The sequence below is a fragment of the Acinetobacter sp. Marseille-Q1623 genome (genome assembly GCF_902809895.1).
GTDB classification, from domain to species: Bacteria; Pseudomonadota; Gammaproteobacteria; order Pseudomonadales; family Moraxellaceae; genus Acinetobacter; species Acinetobacter piscicola_A.
Map to the genome: position 1 here is coordinate 2,283,317 of NZ_CADDWG010000001.1, position 25,081 is coordinate 2,308,397.

General features: G+C 38.9%; 25 protein-coding genes. 10 read left to right on the plus strand and 15 right to left on the minus strand.

The features are described 5' to 3' along the window. Positions 1–55 precede the first annotated feature (55 nt). Complete coding sequence (locus HUV91_RS10930; protein WP_174493384.1) at positions 56–670, minus strand: TIGR00730 family Rossman fold protein; 615 nt, start codon at positions 668–670, stop codon at positions 56–58. 155 nt (positions 671–825) lie between these two features. Here HUV91_RS10930 and HUV91_RS10935 point away from each other — a divergent pair, with 155 nt between their 5' ends. After that, entirely contained in the window at positions 826–1,839 is a 1,014-nt protein-coding gene (locus HUV91_RS10935; RefSeq protein ID WP_130074324.1) for a CorA family divalent cation transporter, read from the plus strand. A gap of 158 nt (positions 1,840–1,997) precedes the next feature. Here the strand turns inward: HUV91_RS10935 and HUV91_RS10940 are convergent, their stop codons facing one another. The 6 genes from HUV91_RS10940 to HUV91_RS10965 form a co-directional block, all read right to left on the minus strand. Beyond that, positions 1,998–2,285 carry an STAS domain-containing protein gene (locus HUV91_RS10940; RefSeq protein ID WP_130074323.1) on the minus strand — a complete coding sequence of 96 codons (288 nt, stop codon included), beginning with the start codon at positions 2,283–2,285 and terminating at the stop codon, positions 1,998–2,000. A gap of 21 nt (positions 2,286–2,306) precedes the next feature. Beyond that, on the minus strand, positions 2,307–2,939 hold the full coding sequence (locus tag HUV91_RS10945; protein WP_130074322.1) for an MlaC/ttg2D family ABC transporter substrate-binding protein: 633 nt from the start codon (positions 2,937–2,939) through the stop codon (positions 2,307–2,309). 22 nt (positions 2,940–2,961) lie between these two features. Next, entirely contained in the window at positions 2,962–3,639 is a 678-nt protein-coding gene (locus HUV91_RS10950; RefSeq protein WP_174493385.1) for an outer membrane lipid asymmetry maintenance protein MlaD, read from the minus strand. Continuing rightward, positions 3,639–4,418: a lipid asymmetry maintenance ABC transporter permease subunit MlaE gene (gene mlaE / locus HUV91_RS10955; RefSeq protein WP_174493386.1), complete on the minus strand. Its 780-nt coding sequence runs from the start codon at positions 4,416–4,418 to the stop codon at positions 3,639–3,641. Before mlaE ends, HUV91_RS10950 begins: the two co-directional genes overlap by 1 nt. Then, positions 4,415–5,233 carry an ABC transporter ATP-binding protein gene (locus tag HUV91_RS10960; protein WP_174493387.1) on the minus strand — a complete coding sequence of 273 codons (819 nt, stop codon included), beginning with the start codon at positions 5,231–5,233 and terminating at the stop codon, positions 4,415–4,417. Before HUV91_RS10960 ends, mlaE begins: the two co-directional genes overlap by 4 nt. A gap of 409 nt (positions 5,234–5,642) precedes the next feature. Further along, positions 5,643–7,514, minus strand: a complete 1,872-nt coding sequence (locus tag HUV91_RS10965) for a DEAD/DEAH box helicase (protein WP_130074318.1) — start codon at positions 7,512–7,514, stop codon at positions 5,643–5,645. A 427-nt stretch (positions 7,515–7,941) separates the two neighbouring features. Between HUV91_RS10965 and HUV91_RS10970 the strand changes: the two genes are divergently transcribed. Continuing rightward, positions 7,942–8,361 carry a zinc ABC transporter substrate-binding protein gene (locus HUV91_RS10970; protein ID WP_174493388.1) on the plus strand — a complete coding sequence of 140 codons (420 nt, stop codon included), beginning with the start codon at positions 7,942–7,944 and terminating at the stop codon, positions 8,359–8,361. Between the two features lie 61 nt (positions 8,362–8,422). Here the strand turns inward: HUV91_RS10970 and HUV91_RS10975 are convergent, their stop codons facing one another. Beyond that, on the minus strand, positions 8,423–9,253 hold the full coding sequence (locus HUV91_RS10975; protein WP_174493389.1) for an inositol monophosphatase family protein: 831 nt from the start codon (positions 9,251–9,253) through the stop codon (positions 8,423–8,425). A gap of 140 nt (positions 9,254–9,393) precedes the next feature. Next, a complete protein-coding gene (dxs, locus tag HUV91_RS10980) occupies positions 9,394–11,298 on the minus strand; it encodes a 1-deoxy-D-xylulose-5-phosphate synthase (RefSeq protein WP_174493390.1) in 1,905 nt (634 codons plus the stop codon). A gap of 317 nt (positions 11,299–11,615) precedes the next feature. Here dxs and ribA point away from each other — a divergent pair, with 317 nt between their 5' ends. From ribA to aroE, 4 genes are all read left to right on the plus strand, one after another. Beyond that, positions 11,616–12,218 carry a GTP cyclohydrolase II gene (gene ribA, locus HUV91_RS10985; RefSeq protein WP_130074314.1) on the plus strand — a complete coding sequence of 201 codons (603 nt, stop codon included), beginning with the start codon at positions 11,616–11,618 and terminating at the stop codon, positions 12,216–12,218. A 418-nt stretch (positions 12,219–12,636) separates the two neighbouring features. Then, on the plus strand, positions 12,637–13,578 hold the full coding sequence (gene hemF / locus HUV91_RS10990) for an oxygen-dependent coproporphyrinogen oxidase (protein ID WP_174493391.1): 942 nt from the start codon (positions 12,637–12,639) through the stop codon (positions 13,576–13,578). A 246-nt stretch (positions 13,579–13,824) separates the two neighbouring features. Then, on the plus strand, positions 13,825–14,031 hold the full coding sequence (locus HUV91_RS10995; protein WP_130074312.1) for a hypothetical protein: 207 nt from the start codon (positions 13,825–13,827) through the stop codon (positions 14,029–14,031). Positions 14,032–14,130: 99 nt separating this feature from the next. Continuing rightward, complete coding sequence (gene aroE / locus HUV91_RS11000; protein ID WP_174493392.1) at positions 14,131–14,919, plus strand: shikimate dehydrogenase; 789 nt, start codon at positions 14,131–14,133, stop codon at positions 14,917–14,919. 64 nt (positions 14,920–14,983) lie between these two features. Here the strand turns inward: aroE and HUV91_RS11005 are convergent, their stop codons facing one another. Beyond that, positions 14,984–17,332 (minus strand): hypothetical protein, encoded by a 2,349-nt coding sequence (locus tag HUV91_RS11005; RefSeq protein ID WP_174493393.1) that lies wholly within the window; start codon positions 17,330–17,332, stop codon positions 14,984–14,986. A 236-nt stretch (positions 17,333–17,568) separates the two neighbouring features. Here HUV91_RS11005 and HUV91_RS11010 point away from each other — a divergent pair, with 236 nt between their 5' ends. Then, positions 17,569–19,392, plus strand: a complete 1,824-nt coding sequence (locus tag HUV91_RS11010; protein WP_130074309.1) for an acyl-CoA dehydrogenase C-terminal domain-containing protein — start codon at positions 17,569–17,571, stop codon at positions 19,390–19,392. A gap of 101 nt (positions 19,393–19,493) precedes the next feature. Here HUV91_RS11010 and HUV91_RS11015 read toward each other — a convergent pair whose 3' ends face one another. The 4 genes from HUV91_RS11015 to hemW form a co-directional block, all read right to left on the minus strand. Continuing rightward, positions 19,494–19,943: a hypothetical protein gene (locus HUV91_RS11015; RefSeq protein WP_130074308.1), complete on the minus strand. Its 450-nt coding sequence runs from the start codon at positions 19,941–19,943 to the stop codon at positions 19,494–19,496. A 93-nt stretch (positions 19,944–20,036) separates the two neighbouring features. Next, positions 20,037–20,519, minus strand: coding sequence for a hypothetical protein (locus tag HUV91_RS11020; protein ID WP_174493394.1), 483 nt, complete (start codon positions 20,517–20,519; stop codon positions 20,037–20,039). A 44-nt stretch (positions 20,520–20,563) separates the two neighbouring features. Next, complete coding sequence (locus HUV91_RS11025) at positions 20,564–20,890, minus strand: hypothetical protein (protein ID WP_227554762.1); 327 nt, start codon at positions 20,888–20,890, stop codon at positions 20,564–20,566. Between the two features lie 23 nt (positions 20,891–20,913). After that, entirely contained in the window at positions 20,914–22,065 is a 1,152-nt protein-coding gene (hemW, locus tag HUV91_RS11030; RefSeq protein ID WP_174493395.1) for a radical SAM family heme chaperone HemW, read from the minus strand. Positions 22,066–22,198: 133 nt separating this feature from the next. Here hemW and HUV91_RS11035 point away from each other — a divergent pair, with 133 nt between their 5' ends. From HUV91_RS11035 to HUV91_RS11045, 3 genes are all read left to right on the plus strand, one after another. Beyond that, complete coding sequence (locus tag HUV91_RS11035) at positions 22,199–22,858, plus strand: VOC family protein (RefSeq protein WP_174493396.1); 660 nt, start codon at positions 22,199–22,201, stop codon at positions 22,856–22,858. Positions 22,859–22,934: 76 nt separating this feature from the next. Next, the gene (locus HUV91_RS11040) at positions 22,935–23,396 is read left to right on the plus strand and encodes a DMT family transporter (RefSeq protein WP_174493397.1); all 462 of its coding nucleotides are present in this window, start codon (positions 22,935–22,937) and stop codon (positions 23,394–23,396) included. Between the two features lie 100 nt (positions 23,397–23,496). Then, positions 23,497–24,798, plus strand: a complete 1,302-nt coding sequence (locus HUV91_RS11045) for an MATE family efflux transporter (RefSeq protein ID WP_174493635.1) — start codon at positions 23,497–23,499, stop codon at positions 24,796–24,798. 43 nt (positions 24,799–24,841) lie between these two features. On the opposite strand, the gene HUV91_RS11050 is transcribed toward HUV91_RS11045, so the two are convergent. Beyond that, positions 24,842–25,051, minus strand: coding sequence for a DUF1737 domain-containing protein (locus tag HUV91_RS11050; protein WP_130074304.1), 210 nt, complete (start codon positions 25,049–25,051; stop codon positions 24,842–24,844). Positions 25,052–25,081: the final 30 nt, after the last annotated feature.

Sequence of the window (25,081 nt, forward strand, 5' to 3'; positions counted from 1 at the left end):
ATATATTGTGTTTTAGATAAATGCAAAATGTAAATAATCGCTGTGTTTTAATTAGTCAAATTTTTTTATCTGCGTCATCCAATTTAACCAATTCTTCACGGTCTTTTACCCCCCATTTGGGTTCAGGTGCTTGATAATTTTCAAATTTCAATAAAATTTCATCCAAAGCATCGGAATAAATCAATTGATCTGTAAACCTTGCTTTAGAAAAACCTTTATTCGTGGTCAATTGGATAAATTTTAATAAGTCATCATAAAAACCTTCGACATTTAAAAATGCACACGGCTTTAAATGAATCCCAAGTTGTGCCCATGTCCATTGTTCAAAAATTTCTTCGACTGTACCTGCACCACCCGGCAATGCAATAAATGCATCCGCAAGTTCAGACATTTTCGTTTTACGTTCATGCATATTCTTTACAATATATAATTCAGTTAAATGTGGATGTGCAAGTTCTCGCTCAACCAAACCTTCTGGAATCACCCCAATGACTTTGCCACCAACTGCTAAAGCACTATCTGCAATAATCCCCATTAGGCCAGAACGTGCACCACCATAGACTAATGTTTTACCTTGATTGGCGATTGTTTCGCCAGTCAGTTTTGCAGTAGCTGCAAAAATTGGATCTGTACCAAGAGATGAGCCACAAAAAATTGCAATAGAATTCATGAATTTAACCTATTTTAAATTTTATTATGCAACAATTGTAAAATGTATCACAATTTTTTTTTACAAAAGAGCAATGTAATCCGTGTTTTTACTGAAATCCTTGTCTAAAATACACGCATTGATTGAACACTACAGCGCAAGGAAGAAAAGACACTATGCTTGAAGCCTTTTACGCCACTGAGCGCGGTAGCTTGGAAGATGCCACCATTAATGGTGGATTTGATCTACATCCTGAACTGGTCTGGATTGATCTTATTGCACCCTCACAAGAAGAACAAGAATGGGTTTTAGATGCTTATGAGCAAAATTTTCCAACGCTAAAATCATTGGAAGACATTTCATCATCTGCTCGATTTTATCGTGATGATGATGGGATTTTGCATATCAGTACTTATTTTTTAACGAAAAATAAAAATTATCAAGTTGAAGATGATCCTGAAGACTCATCCAACATGCTTGCCAATGTACAAACGGTTGCTTTTATTTTACATAAAGATCGTTTATTTACTTTGCGTGGCGAAAAACTGGTTGCTTTCCGTGCTTTCCGTGCACGTGCACGCCGTAATGACTACGATATTGACTACAAAGATCCAACTTGGATTTTATTGGGTTTACTCGAAGCCAAATTGGATGAACTTGCGGATATCTTAGAAGATGTCCACAAGGACTTAGAACTATATTCAACCGAAGTACTCAATGTACGTCATCGTGAACAAATTTTAGATTTGGATGACATGATTACTCGCTTAGCACAAAAAGAGGACATGATCGGAAAAGCACAACTCTGTCTCATCGACTTACGCCGAGTTTTGACCTTTCTTTCTCGTCCTCGTGCTTTGGGCAGTCATATTTATGATGCAGATATTCGAGAGCTCAGTGAAGATGTTCGCTCATTGGTTGAACATGATGCTTTCTTGTTTCAAAAAGTTCGATTCCTACTCGATACAACGTCAGGATTCATTAACACCGAACAGAATGATACGATTCGTCGATTCTCGATTCTACCTAGTATGCTTGCACCTCCGATGCTCATTGCCAGTATTTATGGAATGAACACTGAAGTTTTACCTTTTGCTCATGGTACAACGAGTTTTTATGTGGTCATTAGTATTTTGATTGCATTCTTTGTTGGACCACTGATTTATTTTAGATGGAAAAAATGGATTTGAGCAAGCTTTGAGGCATTTCTTCAAAGCGAAGCGCAAAAAACACACCGAATCTACAATCCTGTTAGTATGTTTTACATCCATTCTATAAAGCAAACTTCAAAATGCTACAGTTGTAAAAGAAAAGCACCTTTCGGTGCTTTTCTTTTTACTTTAACAATTTAAATCAATTTTAAATCATCTTGTAAATGACAGGCTTGAATAATCTTCATCATTTTTTCAGGAACAGCTTTAAATTGTAAGCCTTGCGTATTTGGTGTATGGCGTAACCATTGCACTAAAACAGACAAAGCTAAGGTACTACCATGTTCCAACTGCGATAAATTTACAGTCATTGGAAATGTTTTCTCAGCCTGAATGATTTTCAAACCATTTAAATAATAGTTTTCAGCATTCTCATAAGCGATCTTACCACTTACATGTAATTCCTGATTTTTAAATTCAATCACTCACGACCACCTATCTTGATCTTACTTTTTATTAACTGCTGCATCTGCATCTGGTTCAAATGTCGCAATCGCTTTGTCAATATTACCGCCATTACGTTTCACATTTGCAGCAAACTGATTACGGAATTGCAAACCTAAATCAATGCCTGAAACATTGATGTTACGGATTTTCCATTGTGAACCATGATCAGCCAACTGGAATGACACAGGAATTTTTTCGCCTTTATTATTAAAGTCGATGGTCACTACAGGATTCTTACTATTCGTTGCTTTAAATGGGCGCATGGTGTACGTTTGATTGGTATATTTAGCAAAAGCTGAACCATAATTTTCAATCAATGTATTACGGAAATTTTGCTCAAACTTAGCACGTTGTGCTGCATTACTATACTGATTGGTCGCATAAGTACCCATCACAATACGTGTAAATGCTTGACCATCTACGTACGGATCAAGATTCTGACGTACAATTGCTTTTACTGCTGCAGGGTTATTTTGCAGTTTTGCATGATCTGTTTTTAAACGTGTAATCAAACCATCTGCAACACGTTTCACAAATGCTGATGGTGCTTCTGCAGGGGCTGCATTCGCAGCAGTTGCCAACATAGTTGCCAATACTGTTGCTGTAAAAGTTTGTTTCATTAAAATATTCATCTTTCAATATTTCCTCTAATGCTTATTCAACAAAAGATGTTTGAGCATCTGTCGTTTCATTTGATGCAGGTGCGTCTTGTGAACCTGACGCACCCTCTGATGATTTCCCTGCACCACCAGTAATAAATTTCGAAATAAGGTCTTCCAGATCCATTGTACCTTGGGTATTTGTGACACTTTCACCGCGTTTTACATAGTTTAAACCACCACCAGGAACAACTTTGAGGTATTTCTCACCTAAAAGACCATTGGTTGCAACCATTATGTAAGCATCTTCATCGATACTTGTGATGGATTTCATGTTATTCAATAGTTGCTGTTCCATTTCTTTTTGTTTCTTTGCATCAGCAGCTTGATAATCAGAACTATAACGTAGTTCTTCTAAAGCATTTTGTTGTACAGTCTTTAATTGAGCTGGACTAAAACTGGTTAATGAACCATCAAGATCAAATTTTACAGTCGCTAAACGTGTGACAGGGTCTAAAGAAATAGATTCAACTTGACCAATTTTCACACCGCTCATGGTCACTTTGGCACGTGGTTTTAAACCATTTACATTGTCAAAGGTTGCAGTCATGCTATAACTATCTTTCAGCGTGTTGCCAACTAAGCCACTCACTTTCATCGCCAAGAAAAATAAAGCAATACCGAAGACGATGACAAAAACACCTACGGTCAACTCACTTGTACGTGATTTCACTAAATACCTCCGAACATGACCGCAGTCAACACAAAATCAAAACCTAATACACATAATGATGAATACACGACTGTACGTGTTGTCGATGTTGCAATACCTTCTGATGTTGGCTCACAAGCATAACCTTGATATACCGCAATCCATGTACAAATTAAGGCAAAAACTAAACTTTTAATAATCGTGCCATTGAGTACATCTTTGTAAAATTGGGTACTACTCATGATGCCACTCCAATAAGAGCCTTCATCTGCCCCCAAAAAGTCAACACCGACCATTTTACCACCCATGATTCCAATCGCAGCAAAAATCACAGACAGCATCGGTAAACTAATAATACCTGCCCACAAACGTGGAGAAACCACACGTTTTAATGGATCTACACCAATCATTTCCATACTAGACAGCTGTTCTGTCGCTTTCATCAAACCAATTTCAGCCGTTAATGCTGAACCTGCTCGCCCCGCAAATAGCAGCGCTGCAACCACAGGTGCTAATTCACGTAACAACGTCAATGCAACAGCCGCACCCAACATCGCTTCACTACCAAAAGTGACCAAGATGTTATACATCTGCAAGCCAAGTACTGCACCGATAAACAAGCCCGATACAGCAATGATCAAGAAGGATAAAACACCGACTCGATACATTTGATAAATAAAAAGTTTCACACCTAAAATCGTAGGCATTGAAAATAAGACACGTAACAACATTTGAGTTGCAACGCCTATGCCTTGAATACGTTCTAAAACACGTCTACCCAATAAGGCAATTGCATTCATGAAATGACCTCATTGCTTAAATAGGCTTGATGGCTAAATTGATAATCAACAGGACCTTCAACTGATCCTGTCAGGAACTGACGTACAAATGGCGATGCATGTTCACGCAATTGTGCAGGTGTCCCCTCGCCTTGTACTTTCCCTTCAGCAACCACATAAATATAGTCTGCAATAGATAAAGTTTCATCCACATCATGTGAAACAATAATCGTGGTTAAATCCAAAGCTTCACGTAATGAACGAATTAAACGGGTGAGTACCCCCATCACAATCGGATCTTGTCCTGCAAACGGTTCGTCATACATAATTAAATCAGGGTCTAATGCAATCGCACGAGCTAACGCAACACGGCGATTCATCCCGCCTGATAGCTCCGCTGGCATCAACTTCTCTGCACCACGCAAACCGACAGATTCTAATTTTAAAGCGACAATTTCAGCGATTAAATTTTCTGGTAATTTTGTATGTGCTCGAATGGGAAAGGCAACATTTTCATATACGGACATATCTGTAAATAATGCACCGCTTTGGAATAACATGCCCATACGTGCGCGCGCTGCAAATAATTCACTTCGAGACATTGTAGCAATATTCTGACCATCAAGTAATATTCCACCTTGATCTGGTGTTAATTGTCCACCGATCAAACGCAGTAATGTGGTCTTTCCTGTGCCAGATGGCCCCATAATTGCGGTAATTTGTCCACGACGAATTTTTAAATTTACATTGTCATATATGACACGCTCCCCTCTCTTAAAGCTTAAATTTTTAACGTCAATTAAAGCTTGAGCATCGGGATATAATTGATTATTCATAGCTGAACGTTTTCCTGCATTCATCAGCTCGCATACTATACGCTGAAATCAAATTTTTTGTTGTAATTAAAGATAAAGAACGTATTGTATTTTTCAAATAAGAATTTGGAAACGATATTTTTATAAGAACATTGCAATGAGATTTTATTTATTCTTTCACTCATTCAAAGTATTTATGGTTATTTAAACCAAACTACTATAAATAAAATACACAATGTTGGAAATCAATAGAATCGAAAAAATATATAACATAATTTCCCCATAACTTTCTTTAATCACAATACTGACCTAGCGGTGAATTTGTCATACCATAGCATAAATGTGATAAGAATCACAAATATTAAAATAAAAGCAAAAGAAATAGACATAAAAAAACCAGCATAAATGCTGGTTTTTAGATCTATAGGTCTTAGTCGTTAAATTTACGACGACGATCACCACCTTCACGACGTGGTTGATCTTCACCGAATGAACGCTTAGGACGGTCATCACCGAAAGAGCGTTGTGGACGATCACCATTAAACTCACGACGTGGACGATCTTCACCAAATGAACGCTTAGGACGATCACCGAAGCTACCTTCACGACGTGGTTTGTAATCTACACGATTACCACGGTTGTCATCATTTGAGTCAAAACGTGGTTTATCATTGAAACCACCTTCACGACGTGGGCGATCATTGCTGAACTCGCGACGTGGACGGTCTTCAAAACCACCTTCACGACGTGGACGATCATTATTGAACTCACGACGTGGACGGTCTTCAAAACCACCTTCACGACGTGGGCGATCATTGCTGAACTCGCGACGTGGGCGGTCTTCAAAACCACCTTCACGGCGTGGACGATCGTTGTTGAACTCGCGACGTGGACGGTCTTCACCACCGAATGAACGTTTTGGACGATCTTCGCCATAAGATGGACGATCACCACGTGGTTTATCATCGAAGCTACGACGTGGACGGTCTTCACCACCTTCACGGCGTTTAAAGTTAGATTCGCCTTCAAAACGGCGACCGCCATCACGACCACGACCGCTACCAAAGCCACGACCACCATCACGACGACCGCCACCATTGCGACCACGACCATCACGGCTACCGCGTGCAGGCGGTGGAGATGGCTCTAAACCTTCAATTTCAGAAACATCTAAACGAGTTTCTAAATAGTCTTCTAAAGCACGAATTTTGCCACGCTCACGATAAGTCGCCAAAGTAATCGCTTTACCTGTACGACCTGCACGACCTGTACGACCAATACGGTGTACATAGTCTTCGTTTTTCATTGGAAGACCGAAGTTGATCACGTGAGAAATCGTTGGTACGTCTAAACCACGTGCTGCTACATCAGTTGCAACTAAGATTTTTGCACGACCTTCACGGATTGAACGTAAACGACGGTTACGTACCGTTTGTGGCATTGCACCATGAAGCGCAACAACAGATAAACCCGCTTCTGTTAACTCTTCAGCAAGCATGTCTGTGTCTTCTTGTGTAGACGCAAATACAACGGCTTGATCCAAATCTTCTTCATTTAACCAATGGGTAAGCAATTTTTTCTTATGCTCAAAACCATCAGTCCAATGTAAAGTTTGGGTAATGTCAGTATTGGTAGAATGACCTGTTTCAATTGCAATACGTTCAGGATCATTCATCATGCGTTCAGCAAGGTTAATGATACGTGGTGCAAATGTTGCAGAGAACATTAATGTTTGTTTACGGTTAGCAGCTAAGTCGCTAATTGCTTCTAGGTCTTCAGAGAAACCTAAATCCAGCATACGGTCAGCTTCATCCACAATTAAAGAATCAACTTTATCAAGTTTGATTTGACGACGGTTTACAAGGTCAAGTAAACGACCCGGAGTCGCAACAACAACTTGCGCACCTTTTAATTGTTGGATTTGTTTACCAAATGGCATACCACCCATGATCGCAGCAATACGAACACCTTTCATGTGACGTACAAATGCAATTGCGTCTTGACATACTTGTTGTGCAAGTTCACGCGTTGGAGAGATCACCAAAATATTTGGTTGTGTTACTGCTTTCATACGTTCTTTAAAAGGAACAAAAGTGTCTTGTCCTGCTAAAGCGTTTAATGTAGGCAGTAAGAATGCAGCAGTTTTACCAGAACCCGTTTGGCTAGATACTAAAAGATCTTTACCTTCTAAAGCCGCTGGAATTGATTGTTCTTGAACAGGAGTAGGTGTAGTAAAACCAAGAGATTCGAGTGCTTTATGTAATGACTCGTCTAAAGGAAAATCAGCAAAAGTTTTGCTCATAGAGATATTCACCCCGAATGTGGGTGCTCCATTAAAAATATGGTCTGATGGACATCGGCAAAAAGCGGCACAGCAATTATCGCTGAAAATATAGAATCAGCGGCGATCCGAGAACGACGATGCGTATAACGCACATTTGATTACAGCCGCAACCTGAAGGAATCGCTTAAGCGATTGGGTGGGGCGCGAAATATTGTCCTCTCTTGGACCGGACGCGCATACACAATATAGAAGAGAATGTTCAGGTAATGAACGAAATTTAGTGCGTGGGCGGAGTATAGCAGAATTTAAAATAATGTCACGAAGTTTTATTGTTTTTTCCTGTGAAAAATATCCCCTCTACCCATCCTCATAACATTAGCAATAAACATTATCTACATAAAGCCTTTATACTCATTAAAAATAACCCTATCGATGAGTTTTCTAAATGAATAAACAAGAATTACTCAATGAGATACAAAAGCTAGAATTTCCAAACACCGACTTTATTATTGTTGGTGGAGGTGCTTTAGTCATCAGGAATCTTCGAGAAACTTCTGACCTTGATATTGTCGTAACCGCTGAATTATTTGAAAAACTTAAAAATGATAATAAATGGAGTTATACAATTCGCCCAAACGGCAAACCAAAACTCTATAAAGATTTCGTTGAAGTTTATCTTGATGTAAATACTGACGATTTCCAACGAACTACATCTCAACTATTTGAAAATGCAGACATTTTCAATCAAATACAATTTATTAATTTACAAACATTGATGCAGTTAAAGCAAAGTTATAGAAGAGAGAAAGACCTTCACGATATTGAACTTATTCAGACTTATCTTGCTACTCAAAAAATGAAATAGGCATAAAAAAAGCCCTCATTCACATGAAGGCTTTTCAAAACTCAAACTACAAAAGCATAAATTACTTCGCAGCTTCACCCCAAGCAGGAACAACTTGTTGCATCAGTGGTTTTAACATTTTCATCGAACATGCGATCACTTGACCGTTTTCCATAGAATCAGAACCACCACGCGCATCAACCACTGTACCGCCCGCTTCTTTCACGATCAACTCGCCTGCTGCGATATCCCAAGGTTTCAAACCAAGTTCAAAGTAACCATCTAAACGACCAGCAGCAACATAAGCTAAATCCAATGCAGCAGAACCTGCACGGCGGTATTGCGCGCCTGCTTCAGTTACGTTTAACAATGATTCAAAATGGTTTTTCGCATAAGAAACCACTTCACCATTACGAATTTTACGGTAAGCATGACCTACGCCCATGAACGTATTTTCAAGGCTGTCTTTCACGTTTACACGGATACGGCGTTGGTTCAACATTGCACCGCGACCACGGCTTGCAGAGAATAGCTCATCTTTCACAGGGTCATAAATAACACCGTGTTGAGTAATTCCTTTATGTTGAACTGCGATAGAGACACAGAAATGAGGGAAGCCATTGATAAAGTTTAAAGTACCATCAAGCGGATCGATCACCCAACACCAATCGGCATCGTGACCTTTACCTTCTTGCATACCAAACTCTTCACCAAGGAAGCTATGATTTTTATAACTTTTACGAAGAGTATCAATCGTCAATTGCTCGATGTAACGATCTACACGAGTCACAGGACCATCAATACCTTTTTCTTCGACTTGTAGATCGAGTTTATGACGATTTTGATGCGCTTTTAAAAGCTCTTGACCAACTAATTGAGCCGCACGCGCAGCCATCACCACCATAGGTTCCATTGAACACCCACTACAAATTTGAAGATACTGATAAAGAATAATGCATAAAAGCGCCGACATTTTAACAAATATCGACGCTTTTGGGGAAATTTTGTTTCTAAAATTTTACATTTTCAAATTTAGAAAAAATCTATCATATTTTAAACAGGTTGCGTAAGCTTTAACCAAGCCTGTTCAATTGAGTGCTGAATGCCGTTGGCATCCAAACCACAATCTTGCAACATTTCAGCATGCGTCGCTTGAGGTAAGAACTCATCAGGTAGACCTAAATTCAAAATAGGTTTAACAATTTGTGCTTGAGCAAGGAACTCATTGACGGCACTCCCCGCACCCGCCATTACCGCATGTTCTTCTACAGTGACAAATAAATGAGTTTTATCCGCTAAGTCACAAATGATTTGTTCATCCAATGGTTTTACAAAACGCATATTCACCACGCGAACTGCGATATGCAACTGAGTAGCAAGTTGTTTTGCAGATTCAATTGCAGGCTGAACACGACTACCAAAAGCAAGGATGCTAATGCCTCCTTCATGCTCGGTATTAAACTCAGCAACAATTTCAGCTTTACCAATTTCAAGTTCAGTGAGTTGTTGTTGAATCTCGACACCTAAGCCATTCCCACGTGGGTAACGAACTGCTGTCGGACCTTTGTATAGATAGGCTGTATGCAACATTTGACGACATTCATTTTCGTCTTTTGGTGCCATGATCACCATATTTGGTACAGTGCGCATATAGGCATAATCATATGCGCCTGCATGTGTAGGGCCATCTTCACCCACCAATCCAGCACGGTCGATGCCAAACGTCACATCCAAATTTTGCAACGCTACATCATGAATCAACTGGTCATAACCACGTTGTAAGAACGTTGAATAAATTGCAACAACGGGTTTTAAACCTTCACATGCCATACCTGCTGCCAAAGTCACAGCATGCTGTTCTGCAATCGCAACATCAAAATAACGTTCAGGAAATTGTTGTGCGAACTTGACCATGCCTGAACCTTCACACATTGCTGGTGTGATGGCGAGTAATTTGTCATCTTGGGCAGCTTCATCACATAACCATTGCCCAAATACATCTGAGTACTTTGGTGCAGTGGTTTTAGAGGGTGCTGTATTTATTTTACTAATTGCATGATATTTAATTTGATCTGCTTCCGCAGGTGCAAAGCCTTTACCTTTCACTGTATAGATGTGAATTAGACGAGGACCTTTACGTTTTTTCAGTGCATTAAACACTTGTACCAATTGTTCGACATCATGACCATCAAACGGTCCAAAATAGTCAAATCCAATGGCTTTAAATAAGTTATCGGCTGCATCTGTTGCAGATTCATGCAAACGTGAGTTGTAATCCCATTCAGGACAGTCTTGCACAAATGCCTGGCCGTGTTCATCAATATTAATGAACTGACCCTGTTCCCAAATTGAAGCAAGGTGCTTTGCAAAACCACCTGTGCTTTGGGAAATTGACATATCATTGTCGTTCAAGACCACCATCAAATCTGCATTGTGGGCAACCGCATCATTCATGGCTTCAAAAGCCATTCCTGCCGTCATTGCACCATCACCGACAATAGCAACCACTTCGCGAGCTTCTTTTTGATAACGACTCGCCAAAGCCATCCCCAAGCCTGCTGAAATAGCAGTGGATGAATGACCGACACCAAAGGTGTCAAATTCAGATTCTTCACGTGCAGGAAAAGCGGCTAAACCATCTTTAGAGCGAATTGTCGTCAGTTGTTCACGGCGACCTGTTAAGGCTTTATGTGGATAGGCTTGATGCCCTACATCCCAAACTAAACGGTCTTTCGGTGTTTCAAAACAATAATGTAGTGCAACCGACAACTCGATTACACCCAAATTTGCACCAAAATGCCCGCCACTTTGACCAGCAGCATACAAAATAAATTGACGCAATTCGTCTGCGACCTGTGCCAATTGGCTTTGCTCAAGTTGACGTAATTGTTGAGGATAATGGATCCCATCCAACAATGGCGTTACAGGACGTTGACTAGGTATTTCAGTATACAACATATGTGGCAAAGCCTTCTAAAGCCTGGCAAATCTAAGCGAGGTACACGGGTTAGCATGATTGAGAAATCGAATCATATCACATTCGATCAGCCACATTTATAATGATGCGTCATTGAATTCAATCCAATGATGCAAGTATGTTCATGATCGTGATTATCCTGAATAATCTATCTCTAGATCAACTATTATTGTCTGCTTTATACAAAAAAGAAAATTTTATCGCAAAGTTATCTATAAAAACTTGTTTGACAATTCTACCAATGTCCAAGCATTACGCTATACTTTAGTCAATTTCTAAACAAAAAATGGAAAATTCTGTGCCAATAGCGTTTGTTGCCACTTCAAAATTACCTACAGCTTATGGTGATTTTAAAATTTCTGTATTTCAGGATCCTCAGACGGGCGAAGAGCATGTTGCTCTTTCTAAAGGTTTGGAAAATGCGCCTTCTGAACCCGTTTTAGTTCGTATTCATTCCGAATGTTTAACAGGCGATGCCTTCGGTTCTTTAAAATGTGATTGTGGCCCACAACTGCATAACACCATGAAAATGATGAATGACGCAGGTCAAGGCGTGATTTTATATTTACGTCAGGAAGGTCGTGGTATTGGTTTGACCAATAAAATCCGTGCTTATGCTTTGCAAGATCAAGGACATGACACTGTAGATGCCAACTTGCTGTTAAATCTACCTGCCGATGCACGGACTTATGAAATGTGTAGCATCATGCTCGATCATTTACAGGTTAAACACGTCAAACTCATTACCAATAATCCGTTGAAATTAAAGGCGTTGACTGATCTTGGCATTGATGTGATTGATCGTGTGCCCTTGACCGTAGGCTTAAATGAATTTAATGCAGATTATTTAAAAACCAAACATGATCGTATGTCACATATGTATGATAAAGATGATTTTTAACTACTGGCGACTTTAAAAGCCATTTCATTTAAAAATTAGAGATTAAGCAAATAAAATTCACTTCCATTTTATTTGCTTCCTAACTTTTTATTTGACGATGAGTCAGCGAGTGAATATCGCAATACCAAAACTAAAACAATTCGTTGAGATATTAATAGCATTTAAATAACACGCTGTGATTGAGTAAATGACTTTTCATCTATAAAACATCAGCGTTACAGAAATGAAATAACATCAAAACAAATGCTTAAACTGTATGCATGATGCATATAAAATTTATGTTAAATTCGCTATTTATTTCACTGACCCACACGACAAAAAAGAAATCAGTCAAAAGCCTTACTTTTTTTATGGTTTTGTGTTTTTATATACTCAATACAGCATTTTTTGAATTCAAATCTTCCCAATGAGGGTCATCATGCAGAATCCAACTTCAGCTGATATTCAGCGTGTCCGTGAATTTCTCCTCGACTTACAAGCCCGTATCTGTGCAGGCTTAGAAACTCGTGAACTTGAAAGCGGTGGTACAGCAACATTTGAAATCGATGAATGGGAACGTCCAGAAGGTGGCGGTGGTCGTTCACGTGTTTTACAAAATGGTACGGTAATTGAAAAAGGCGGTGTGATGTTCTCACACATTAACATTTCAAAACTACCTGCTTCTGCAACAGAACGCCATCCACACATTGCAGGTGCAAAAGCCCAAGCACTCGGTGTGTCTTTAGTGATTCATCCTAAAAATCCAAATGTCCCAACCTCTCATGCCAATGTACGTTTATTTGTCGCTGAACCTGAAGGACAAGATCCGATTTGGTGGTTTGGTGGTGGTTTTGACTTAACGCCATTTTATCCCAACGATGAAGATGTTTTAGCGTGGCATCAAAAAGCCTCTGATCTATGCGCCCCTTTTGGTGAAAATGTGTATGCTGAACATAAAAAATGGTGTGATGACTATTTCTATTTAAAACATCGTGATGAGCAACGTGGTGTAGGTGGATTATTCTTCGATGACTTAAATCAATGGGATTTCGAGAAATGTTTTGAATATATCCAAGCGGTCGGGAATGGTTATTTAGAAGCAATCTTACCTATTTTCCAAAAACGTCAAAATCAACCATTTACCAAAGCGCAACGTGATTTCCAATTGTATCGCCGTGGTCGCTATGTTGAATATAATTTAGTGTATGACCGTGGAACACTGTTCGGCTTACAAACAGGTGGCCGCATTGAGTCGATTCTCGTCAGTATGCCACCGCTTGCAGCATGGTCGTATCGTCCCGAATGGGATGAAGATTCTGCAGAAAAACGCTTAACCGACTATTATTTAAAACCTAAAGATTGGCTTGCTGAATTAAAATAATTTTGATGCCAAATATAAACAGAAATCTCTTTAGGGTTTCTGTTTATGCTTTTAATGCGCTCTATTTTTGATTTGATTCTTACAAAACACACGCATACCCACATAGTTTGTCACACTTTCACTACGCCTTTGCCATCTTTTCATGCTGAAATGGCGTACACTAAAACTCCCACCTAATCCCACGACATGGACAGCAAAATCAATTTTTATTTGCTATTTTGTATGCCCTACACTCAGGAAGTTGAGATGCAGACAAAACGTATTAACCTTAACTGTGCGGTATTTTGCATACTTTTTATTGCCCTCATGAGTGCGATCAGCACAGTGATTTTTTCTGAAAAGCCCTTGAATGATCATTTTGGTTTTAGCTTAATGTTCTTTGCAATTATCGGTTTATGTTTAAATATGTCTTATATTTTTATGAACACGATTCGAGATATTTGTAACCCATAATTTTTTAGTCTTTTCAATGTTCTTGTTGAGATTTAGGCTTTAGAGCAATGCATTTTTGACGTATATTAAGCCCTCATTTTAGCCCAAGGATGTTGCAACATGCGCAAACAGTTTGCCGTTATTGGTAATCCTATCGAACAATCTCGCTCCCCTGAACTTCATCATGCTTTTGCTGAAAAAACAGGAATTGCACTCGATTATGTCAAACGTTTTGCGCCTTTAGATGGTTTTGAAGACAGTGTTCAGGCTTTTTTTGCAGATCATGGCAAAGGCATGAATGTCACTGTACCATTTAAAGAACAAGCTTTTGCCTTATGTCAGCATCTTTCTGAACGTGCAAAAATTGCGAAAGCCGTCAATACTTTATGGATGGAAAATGGCGAATTGCATGGCGACAACACGGATGGACAAGGTCTAGTCGAAGCCATTCAGGCACTCGATTGGACATTAGACCAGACCTCAATTTTAATCATTGGTGCAGGTGGTGCGACCCGTGGCGTGATTTATCCATTGGTACAAGCTGGTGTAAAAAAAATAGTCATTGCCAATCGTACTCTTGCACGTGCTGAGCAATTAATTGCTGATCTACAAGATGCAGTTCCTGAGGCAACATTATCTGCCTGCGCTTTAGATGATCTCAATGGACAATTTGACATTGTCATCAATGCAACCTCAGCAAGCCTTTCTGGTGATGCTTTGGTTTTACCAGAAAGTTTACAGTTTAATGCAGCTTATGAAATGGCATATGGCAAAGCTTCAAGCTTTTTAGACCAAGCCAAAGCACGTGGTGTCGCAACTTCTGAAGGTTTTGGCATGTTGGTTGGTCAAGCCGTAGAAGCATTTTATATTTGGCATGGGGTGAAGCCGAATATTAAAGATTTTCTCTAAAAAATTGTTTGGATTTTTAATAAAAAGAACCTCCGTAGAGGTTCTTTTTACAGCATTTAAAATTTTATTTTAAATTTGCATCGCTCAAGGCAATGTAGGTTTCTTTAAATAGTGCATAATCAATAAATTCCACTGAATTCTCAGTTAAATTTGCAATAACATTGTCTTTAAACTTATTATTTTTCAATGCCACATAGGCTTTACCCAGCGTCTTTACCGTTTTCTTAAACTCATCTTGTTGCAATGCCTCAAGACCATTTTCTTGCTCAAATTTTTCTGCATAATAATGTGCAAATACGGCTTCTGCGGTCTTGTATTTCTTCAACAATTGCTGCATTTCAATCACGCTTTTTTGTGCCGTCATTGCTGCAACCACAACATCATCAACATCATTACCTAAATCATGGTCAAACTGCTCATCTTCTTCTAAATGATGCTTTTTCTTTAAAGCCTCAATGTGTTTTAAAGCTTGCCCTTTCGGATTGTAAATATCTTCATCACTGTAAGAATAAGCATATACAGCAGCAATCTCTTGTAAATCTTGTGCAGAATACTGTTTTACAATTTGTGCTGAATCATGCGTGAGTTTGGCAATAAATACGGCCTTATAGGTTTTTTCATAAGACTGTGTTTGTTGATAAACTTTATTGGCTAACTGCTGTAATGAGTCAGAGAAATCAATGACTTTACCTTCATCTTCTGAGGCTTTTCCAAAGCCGCCAAACAATTTTTGCATTGGGCTGCCTTTAAAGACCTCTTGGAATGACTTCGCTTGATTTAAACTTTGACGATCGATTTTGCTCGCATTGCCATAATTTTTAAACTGCATATCGAATTTGACATTTAATTTACGTTGAAAATCATCTAAGTCATAGTTTAAATCATAGTCTGCTTTGACCATGCGTCCCTTTTCATCAAGTGAAACATCTATAATAAAAGGGTTACGCTTTTCTTGCGAAACTAAAACGGCATCAATATCTTTTTGATTCTCTAGCCACAATTGCTTAAATTGCTGTGCAGTAACCAATTCATCTTTTGAACCCAATGATGCAAATTTTTCAGTTAATGCCTTATTCTTTTCAGATAACTGCATTTCGACCAAGGACGGTGCTGAAGTCGCTTCAAAGACATCTATGTCATAAGCATACTGACAATAAGTCACATCACCGATTCGTAAGTTTGTTTTATTTTGTGTTAAATCTTCACATTGTTGTGAAGTCAATAATACACCTTCTTCAGATTCCTCATCTGTTTGTGCTGATGCTTCCTCATCTTCTTCACTACTCGCCGTCGCATCTGCAGCTGTTGCATCCATTGCAGCCGCTACCGCAGCATCAGCCGCTGCTGTTGCTGTTTCTGCTGTTGCGATGTCGTCATCTTCATCAGAAATATCTAAAACCGTTTTATTCACTGCTTCATAGAGTTTATACATCGCAGCAGTGGCTTCATCACGCTCCTCTTCTGCCGCATGCTCAGCCTCTGCTTCCGCAACCGCTTGTGCAGCTAAGTTTTCAATTGCTGACTGTTCTGCCGCTGCTGCATCTATGCCAAAGACAGCATGCATTAAATAATCACGATTGACCGTGCCATATAAACTTGCCTGTAAGAAAAACTCTTCAACACTGCCATTTAAACGAATTTTTTCAACAATCCCTTGCTGCTTTTCAGCCGCACTCACACGTAGATTTTGTACTTGCCTTGGGTCAGCCAAAACATAACTTGTTGCACTTGATTGTTTTAAAAATTCAATCAGTGCCTTATTGTTTACTTTCGAAATTTGATCTTTATATTTTGAAAAATCTAAATAAGCATACTTATCTTGATCTTGTGGATTTGCCAAATAAGGCATCAATGAAAAAATTTGGGTATAAAATTTATAATCACTAAAATCAATCACTGTCGGAATTCGTACTGCAACCAATAAGTTCGGTTTTTTATACTGCGATGACAGATTAAGTGACGCTATTTTTTGCCGATAATTGACTGTCCCGTCATACTGAATATTTAAATCATTCAGCATACTTTCAACAAAACTTGAACCTTTCCCCAATACATCCGACAGGGAGGATACATCTTGCTTAGCAAGACTTTGATATAAAGCTTGCTGATCTTCATGTGTTAATTTGATCTGTTGTGCTTTTAAATACTGATCTAATTTTCTTTTAATCTCAGCATCTAAACTTAACTCTGGATTGGCATAAGTGTTTGTTTTTACATCCTGACTTTGAGCTAAATTGACCTTGACCTGACCTGAATAATCAAAACTTGGATACTCATAAATTGCGTTTAACGCCTGTGTTGCACGTATAGATGACGTTATATCTGATTGGTTAGGATTGGTTTTAATGACATGAGATGAACATGCACCCAAACTCAAACTAAAAAGACTTAAAGTTAAATATTTTAATCGCATAAGATTGTCTAACACCTTGAATAATTATAATTACCAATAGCAATATTTAAAATAATATTTTAAAAAGTGATTAAAACTATAGCAAATAATTAGCTAAATGACCTGCATTATTTATAACAAATTAGCCTTTCTGACATTTTATTTATTGACAATTATCAATGTAATTCTATCTGATTTATGAATAATAAAATTATCGATCAAAGATCCACAACTATTTTTAAATTAGGATTAAAGACATGCCAGCATATAAAGCCCCGCTCCGTGATATTCGCTTCTTAATGAATGAAGTTTTTGACTACCCTGCACACTACAAAACACTTTCGATCGGTGAAAATGCCGATGCCGATACCGTAGATATGATTTTAGAAGGTGCAGCCGATTTTTGTGAAAATGTACTTTCTCCTTTAAACCAATCAGGTGATGAAGAAGGCTGTCATTTTAAAGATGGCGAAGTGACTACACCTAAAGGCTTTAAAGAAGCCTATGAACAATTTATTCAAGGTGGTTGGCAAGGTCTGTCTTATCCAGAAGAGTTTGGTGGTCAAGGCTTACCAATGTCTCTTAATCTTGTAAAATCTGAAATGATGGGGACTGCAAACTGGTCATTCACCATGTACCCAGGTTTAAGTATGGGTTGTATGAATACCATTATGCAATTTGGTACAGAAGAACAAAAAGCGACTTACATGCCTCACCTTACGGCGGGTACTTGGTCAGGCACGATGTGCTTAACTGAACCACAATGTGGTACAGACTTAGGTCAAGTAAAAACTAAGGCTGAGCCAAATGCAGATGGGACTTATGCAATCACAGGGACAAAAATCTTTATCTCTGCAGGTGAGCATGATTTAACTGAAAATATTGTTCACATCGTACTAGCACGCCTTCCAGATGCACCTGCGGGTACTAAAGGTATTTCGTTATTCATCGTACCTAAATTCATCCCAACTGCGGATGGCGGTGTAGGTGAACGTAATCCTGTAACCTGTGGTTCGATTGAACACAAAATGGGGATCCGTGCTTCTGCAACTGCTGTACTCAACTTTGATGCAGCAACAGGTTACTTGATTGGTGAAATCAATAAAGGTTTACATGCCATGTTTACCTTCATGAACACAGCACGTATTGGTACTGCGGTTCAAGGTTTAGCGCATGCTGAACTTTCTTTCCAAGGCGCTTTACCATACGCAAAAGATCGTATGTCTATGCGTGCACTTTCAGGTAAAAAAGAGCCTGAAAAAGTGGCTGACCCGATCATTCACCATGCTGATGTACGTCGTATGTTATTGACGCAAAAAGCGATTGCTGAAGGTGGTCGTTCAATGATTTATCATGCAGCTCAACTTGCAGATAAAATGGCTGATGCTCTTGCACAAAACGACCAAGCAAAATTTGATGAATATGATGACAAACTTGGTTTCTATACTCCAATCCTCAAAGGTTTCTTAACTGAAATGGGCTTGGAAGCTGCAAACCACGGTATGCAAGTCTTTGGTGGTCATGGTTATATCAAAGAACATGGTATGGAACAGATCGCACGTGATGCACGTATCTCTACCTTATATGAAGGGACAACGGGGATTCAGGCACTTGACTTGATCGGTCGTAAAGTACTGCTTTCTTCTAAAGGTAAAGTTGTTCGTGAATATACAGGTGAAATCCTGAAATTCTGTGGTCAACATGCACGTAATAAATACATGCGCCGTTTTGCATGGGATCTCACCAAGATCTGTGCACAATGGAATGCGTTAACTGTACGTATCATGCTTGCTGCACGTAAGGACCGTGACATCGTCTCTTCTGCTTCTGTAGACTTCTTAATGTTCTCTGGTTATTCAATGATGGCGTATTATTGGGCACAGCAAGCGGCTGTTGCTTCTGAAAAATTAGCGTCTGGTACAGGTTCAGAAACTCCTGAATTCTATAAAGCAAAAATCAAAGTCGCTGATTTCTACTTTGAACAATTGTTACCACGTGCACAAGGTCATGCAGAGTCTATGGTGAATCCATCTAAGACTATGATGGCGCTTGAAGCAGATCATTTCAGCTTTGATTACTAAACTTTCAGTCATTTGAAAATTTTAAAGACCGCTTCGGCGGTCTTTTTTTTCTCATTCAGTATTCATCGAAATTTAAAATTCAAACTATTGCAAAATTATCTTTAATCACAAGTTATTTTAGGTTTACTTACTTCACTAGCGGAAACCAAATAGGTAATATCTAGTACTGAAGGATCTATAGAAGAATATAATGAAAAGTTTTTTATTTTGATCTTTGCATTTCCTTCATATAAACAACCTTTTTTACCATTTATTGGTAAATTAAGTATCTTATGAGCCTCTCTAGAATTTTTAAAACAAAAGTTGGCACTTACAGGAGATGGCGCAGCCTTAAGCTGTTTGAGTGAAAGATTAAAACAGACAGGGTTTTCTATACCCATAACTGTATAATCCTCATAATTTCTAGAATATTGCCCAATAAGAATTGCTTCCCCACTGTATAACGGCTCTTCATAATCTTGACCAACCCCTATTAATTTAAATGTTTGTGCTTGAGCAAAAACAGATATAAACGGCAATATAAAAAAAACACTAACAATATTTTTTTTCACGCTTATTCCTCTTCTTCTAAAAACTAACACAACTAAATAATTTTATTAAACCAAATAAATATAATTACATCATCATAAGTTACCTACTAAAAATTAGTCATCTTTCGGCGCAGGTTCTTTCACTGTTTTTAATAGTTTAAATTTATTATGTTCAAAGAGATAAAATCGAGTGGTGATACTCTCCACTTCCCAATTTTCATTATTATGTTCTTCTTGAGTGACCAATAGACGGCTGTTTGCCCGTGAGTCGATCACATCTTCCTGACTTCCCTCACCACCAAAACCGCCCTCCAGCAACTTTCCTGTCCGTTTATTGATAAAGGCATAACTACGGCAACTCGCACCACAACCCCACATGGTAATGACATATTCACCTGCAAAATTTGGCTTTTCTTTTAATGCATCACGTAAACGAGTGCGAAACATTCGGGCACTTTCATCCCTCATATCCAATTGTGCAGTTTTACCCGTATAAGGTTGAACAGGATAATCCTTAAATTGAGGGACATTGGTTTTAGCATAGCTCAATGTCATTCCCATCAATGAGAATAACAATGCAATCAATATTTTTTTCATTGTTATATTCCTAGTCAAACAGCATTTATATCGTTGTTTATACATTAAACATACGGAGAATATGGCTCATCCAATGTTGCTATCCAACATTGAAATGCATCTGACATTTCTTTCTTTTGTTCTTTGCTAACATTAGCATACGAATAAAATCTTTCATAATCTTTTCGATGTTGACTGCTTTCAATTCTCTTTGCCAATGCATCAATAAAAGCTCGACCATTTTTTAAATAACTTTGAATCGCCTCTTCATCCAAAACAATCGTCTTTTCATATTCTGCTACTCTCAAATCGATAATAACGTTGAGATACATCCTCGCATCATCTTTATACAACTCCCAACGATGTGGCTCTATTTCTATTAATTGCATCATTTATTTTCTCCAATACCGATTTATTAAAGAAACGCTTCTAAAACTGAATTTAAAAATAAATGTCCTTTGTTGGTACAATTTAAAATATCAGGATCATTCACCATCAACTGACGCTGTTTTAAAGAATCTAAAATCTCTAAATCTTTTAAATCCAAACCTGTACGTTCTGCATATAAATCTGCTTTTACGCCATCCATCAAACGCAGTGCATTCATCATAAATTCAAAAGGCATATCTTCATTTTCAATACGTTTAAATTGCAAATTTTCCGCAGGCACTTTGGCTAAATAGTCTTTCGGCAACCGGGTTTTCTGAAAACGATATACGCCATCCACTTGAGTCACTTTACCATGCGCCCCCGCCCCAATCGCCAAATAATCGCCAAATTGCCAATAATTCAGATTATGTGCTGAAGGTTGTTCTTTACGCCAAGCAGACACTTCATAGTTGATAAATCCATTGGCTTTTAAGTACGCTTCGCCCTGTTCCTGAATATCTTCTAAAACATCATCGACAGGTAAAATCGGCTGTGTACGGAAAAATACGGTATTGGGTTCAATGGTCAGTTGATACCAAGAAATATGCGTTGCACCACTTTCCACCGCAAGTTTTAAATCATTTAACGCTTGTTCTAAAGTCTGTTCAGGCAAGCCATGCATCAAATCTACATTGACACGTTCAAAGCCTGCTTGTTTGGCATGTTGAATCGCCAAAATTGCATCATCATTGGAGTGAATACGTCCCAATTTTTTTAAATGCTCGGTATTAAAACTTTGTACCCCTATCGATAAACGGTTAATGCCTACATCCAGATAATCTGTAAATGGATCATGCTCCACCGTACCAGGATTGGCTTCCAACGTGATTTCACAGCCTTGTTGAAATGGAATCAGAGCTTTTAATTGGGTAAATAACCATTGATAACCCTGCGCTGAAATCAGTGAGGGCGTACCTCCACCAATAAATACACTATGAATTTCACGCCCCTGTGCAAAATCAATTTGTGTTTTAAAGTCCTCAACCAATGCCTGTAAATATTCCTGTTCCAGATCTAAAGACAATTTTCCATCAGGTACGGCATGCGAGTTAAAGTCACAATAAGGACATTTACGCACGCACCACGGCATATGAATATAGAGAGAAAGTGGAATATTTTGAGGATTTAAATCAGCCAAGGAAGAAGCTCAGAAAAATTTGGAGAATGGTGAATTTTAGCATGAGTCAGAGTGATTCAAATCAGACAAATGAAAATGATTTTTCAGCTACGATTGTTATAATTTCAGAAAATAATGAAAAGAGCACGAAAACATGGAAATCGATCATATTTTTATACGTGCAAAATACGGCGCACCTGAAGCAGAAGCATTGAAAGCATTTGGCTTAACTGAAGCAAGTTCAAATACTCATACAGGACAAGGCACAGCCAATCGTCGATTTTTCTTTCAGAATGCTTTTTTAGAGTTAATTTGGCTCAACGATGAAGCAGAAACAAAAAGTGAAATCACACGTCCGACCCAATTATATGAACGCTTAAGCGATCTTGATGTCGCTGTTTCACCTTTTGGCGTATGTTTTAGACCTTCAAATACCACGCAACACAACACTTTATTTCAAAGTTGGCAATATCGACCTGCTTATTTACCACCTCAGTTATATGTTGAGATTGCAAAGAATAATACGGTAAAAGAACCAATGTGGTTTTTTCTTGATTTTGCCTCAAGACCTGATCAAGCAAGTCCTGAACGTAGACAACCTTTTACTCATACAAGAGGATTATCGATGCTTACAGAAACACGGATCAGCATTCCTCAACTTAAGCAAAATTTAACAGTGAAAGCTATACAAGACATTAAAAACATCAGTTTGATTGATGCTGAAACACATTTACTCGAAATGACTTTTGATGATGGCAAACAAGGTTTAATTCATGATTTTAGACCACTGCTTCCACTGATTTTTTATTATTAGACTGAATCTATCATTCGCACATTGCTTAACTTTGCATTAGACTAAAATTCAGACAGGGAACACAGACAATAAAAATATGATGAAGCTCTCGAGCCAAATGCTTTTATTATTGCCTCTTGCGATGGGCATTGGCATTGCCATGACCTTTCAAACTGCACTGAATTCACAAGTACGAGAATATTTACACTCCCCGATTCAAGCTGCCCTTTTGTCCTTTTTAGTTGGTACAATAGTCCTCGCTATTTTTGTGTTTTTTCAGTCTGCGCCCAAACCCACATTGCAAAATTTGGGGCAAATTCCGTGGTATTTATGGCTGGGTGGATGTCTAGGTGTGTATGCCATCAGTATCAGCATTTACACCGCGCCCAAACTCGGCTTTTTAACCTTGTCGGGTCTGATTATTTTTGGGCAAATTTTGATGTCGATGGTTTTTGATCAATTTGGTTTACTCGGCGTCGAAAAAACACAACTCAATTGGCAACGTCTTTTAGGTGGCGTGGTGATTTTTATTGGTGTGCTTCTCACTCTACAACGCTAACCGTTTTTTATTCTAAGCACATTTAAAACGAGTAATTTCTGTGTCTGAATCCATAAAAGCCACAACTACCCGCTTTGAATTAAAGCAATTGTTTCACTTGATGCTCCCGATTTTGGTCACTCAGTTTGCCTACGCAGGTTTCGGACTAATTGACACCATCATGGCAGGACATATGTCTGCCGAAGACCTCGCCGCGATTGCTGTCGGTGTGGGCTTGTGGATTCCGATCATGTTGCTGTTCAGTGGCATCATGATTGCAACCACACCTTTGGTGGCTGAAGCCAACGGCGCACGTACACCTGAAAAAATTCCGAGTATCGTGCGCCAATCCCTGTGGGTGGCTTTGGTGCTTGGTATTATTGCCATGCTGATCTTACAAGCCATGCCCTTATTGCTGCCGCTGTTTGGTGTGCCTGACTCATTATTGCCTAAAGCAAGTCTGTTTTTACATGCCATTGCTTTTGGTATGCCTGCTGTCACCATGTATGCAGCGCTGCGTAATTATTCAGAAGCATTAGGTTATCCACGTCCTGTTACATTGCTCAGTCTGATGGCTTTGGTGGTACTGATTCCGCTGAATTTTATTTTTATGTATGGCATTGGCCCCATTCCACACTTAGGCAGTGCAGGCTGTGGTTTTGCTACCGCCATTTTACAGTGGCTGATGTTTATTGTTTTAGCCATCTATGTGTTTAAAGCCAAACGCTATCAAAAGACTCAACCACTCACGCATTTTGAAAAAATTAATCCTGTTTTAATCAAACGAATTTTAAAGTTGGGTTTCCCGATTGGACTTGCGATCTTTTTTGAAGTGAGTATTTTCAGTACAGGGGCTATTGTCCTGAGTACTTTGGGTGAGGTCACTATTGCAGCACATCAGATTGCAATTTCGGTGACATCACAACTGTTTATGATTCCGATGTCATTGGCACTTGCCTTAACGATTCGGATCGGAACCTATTATGGTGAAAAGAATTGGGTGGCTATGCGTAAGGTGCAAAAAGTCGGCATGTTGACTGCTACAGTATTTGCATTCATTACCATGTTACTCATGTGGTTGCTGCGCAATGAAATTGTGGCGGTCTACACCTCAGATTATGAAGTTGCTCAGATTGCAGTGTATTTAATTTTATTCGCAATTGCCTATCAACTGATGGATGCATGGCAAGTCAGTGCCGCAGGATGTTTACGTGGCATGCAAGACACTAAAGGTCCAATGTGGGTGACGATGCTTGCCTATTGGGTGATTGCTTTCCCTGTCGGAATTTATCTAGCACGTTATACCGAATTGGGTGCTGCAGGTGTATGGACGGGCTTAATTGTCGGTTTAAGTATCGCTTGTGTGTTATTGCTGATGCGTTTGTTTATGAATAATAAAAGACTCAGTCAGCAGACCCATTAAACTTGTAATATGATTCACTCTGTGTTGTCGGATGTGGTAGCAATTATAATTTTGCCATCGCATCCTTCAATCCTAGCGGAACTTCACTGTCATCCCCCACTTCTTTCACAATGGCTTGCCCAACAATCACATTCTGACCATTAAATGTCATGGTCGGTGAACCATACAGTTCATAACCCTCATTTAAAGCCTTGGTGACTCTGGCACAAAAATTCACATCATCCTGACCTGTTAAATAACGATAAACTTTCATAGTCACTCACCACATTTTCAACTAAAATCA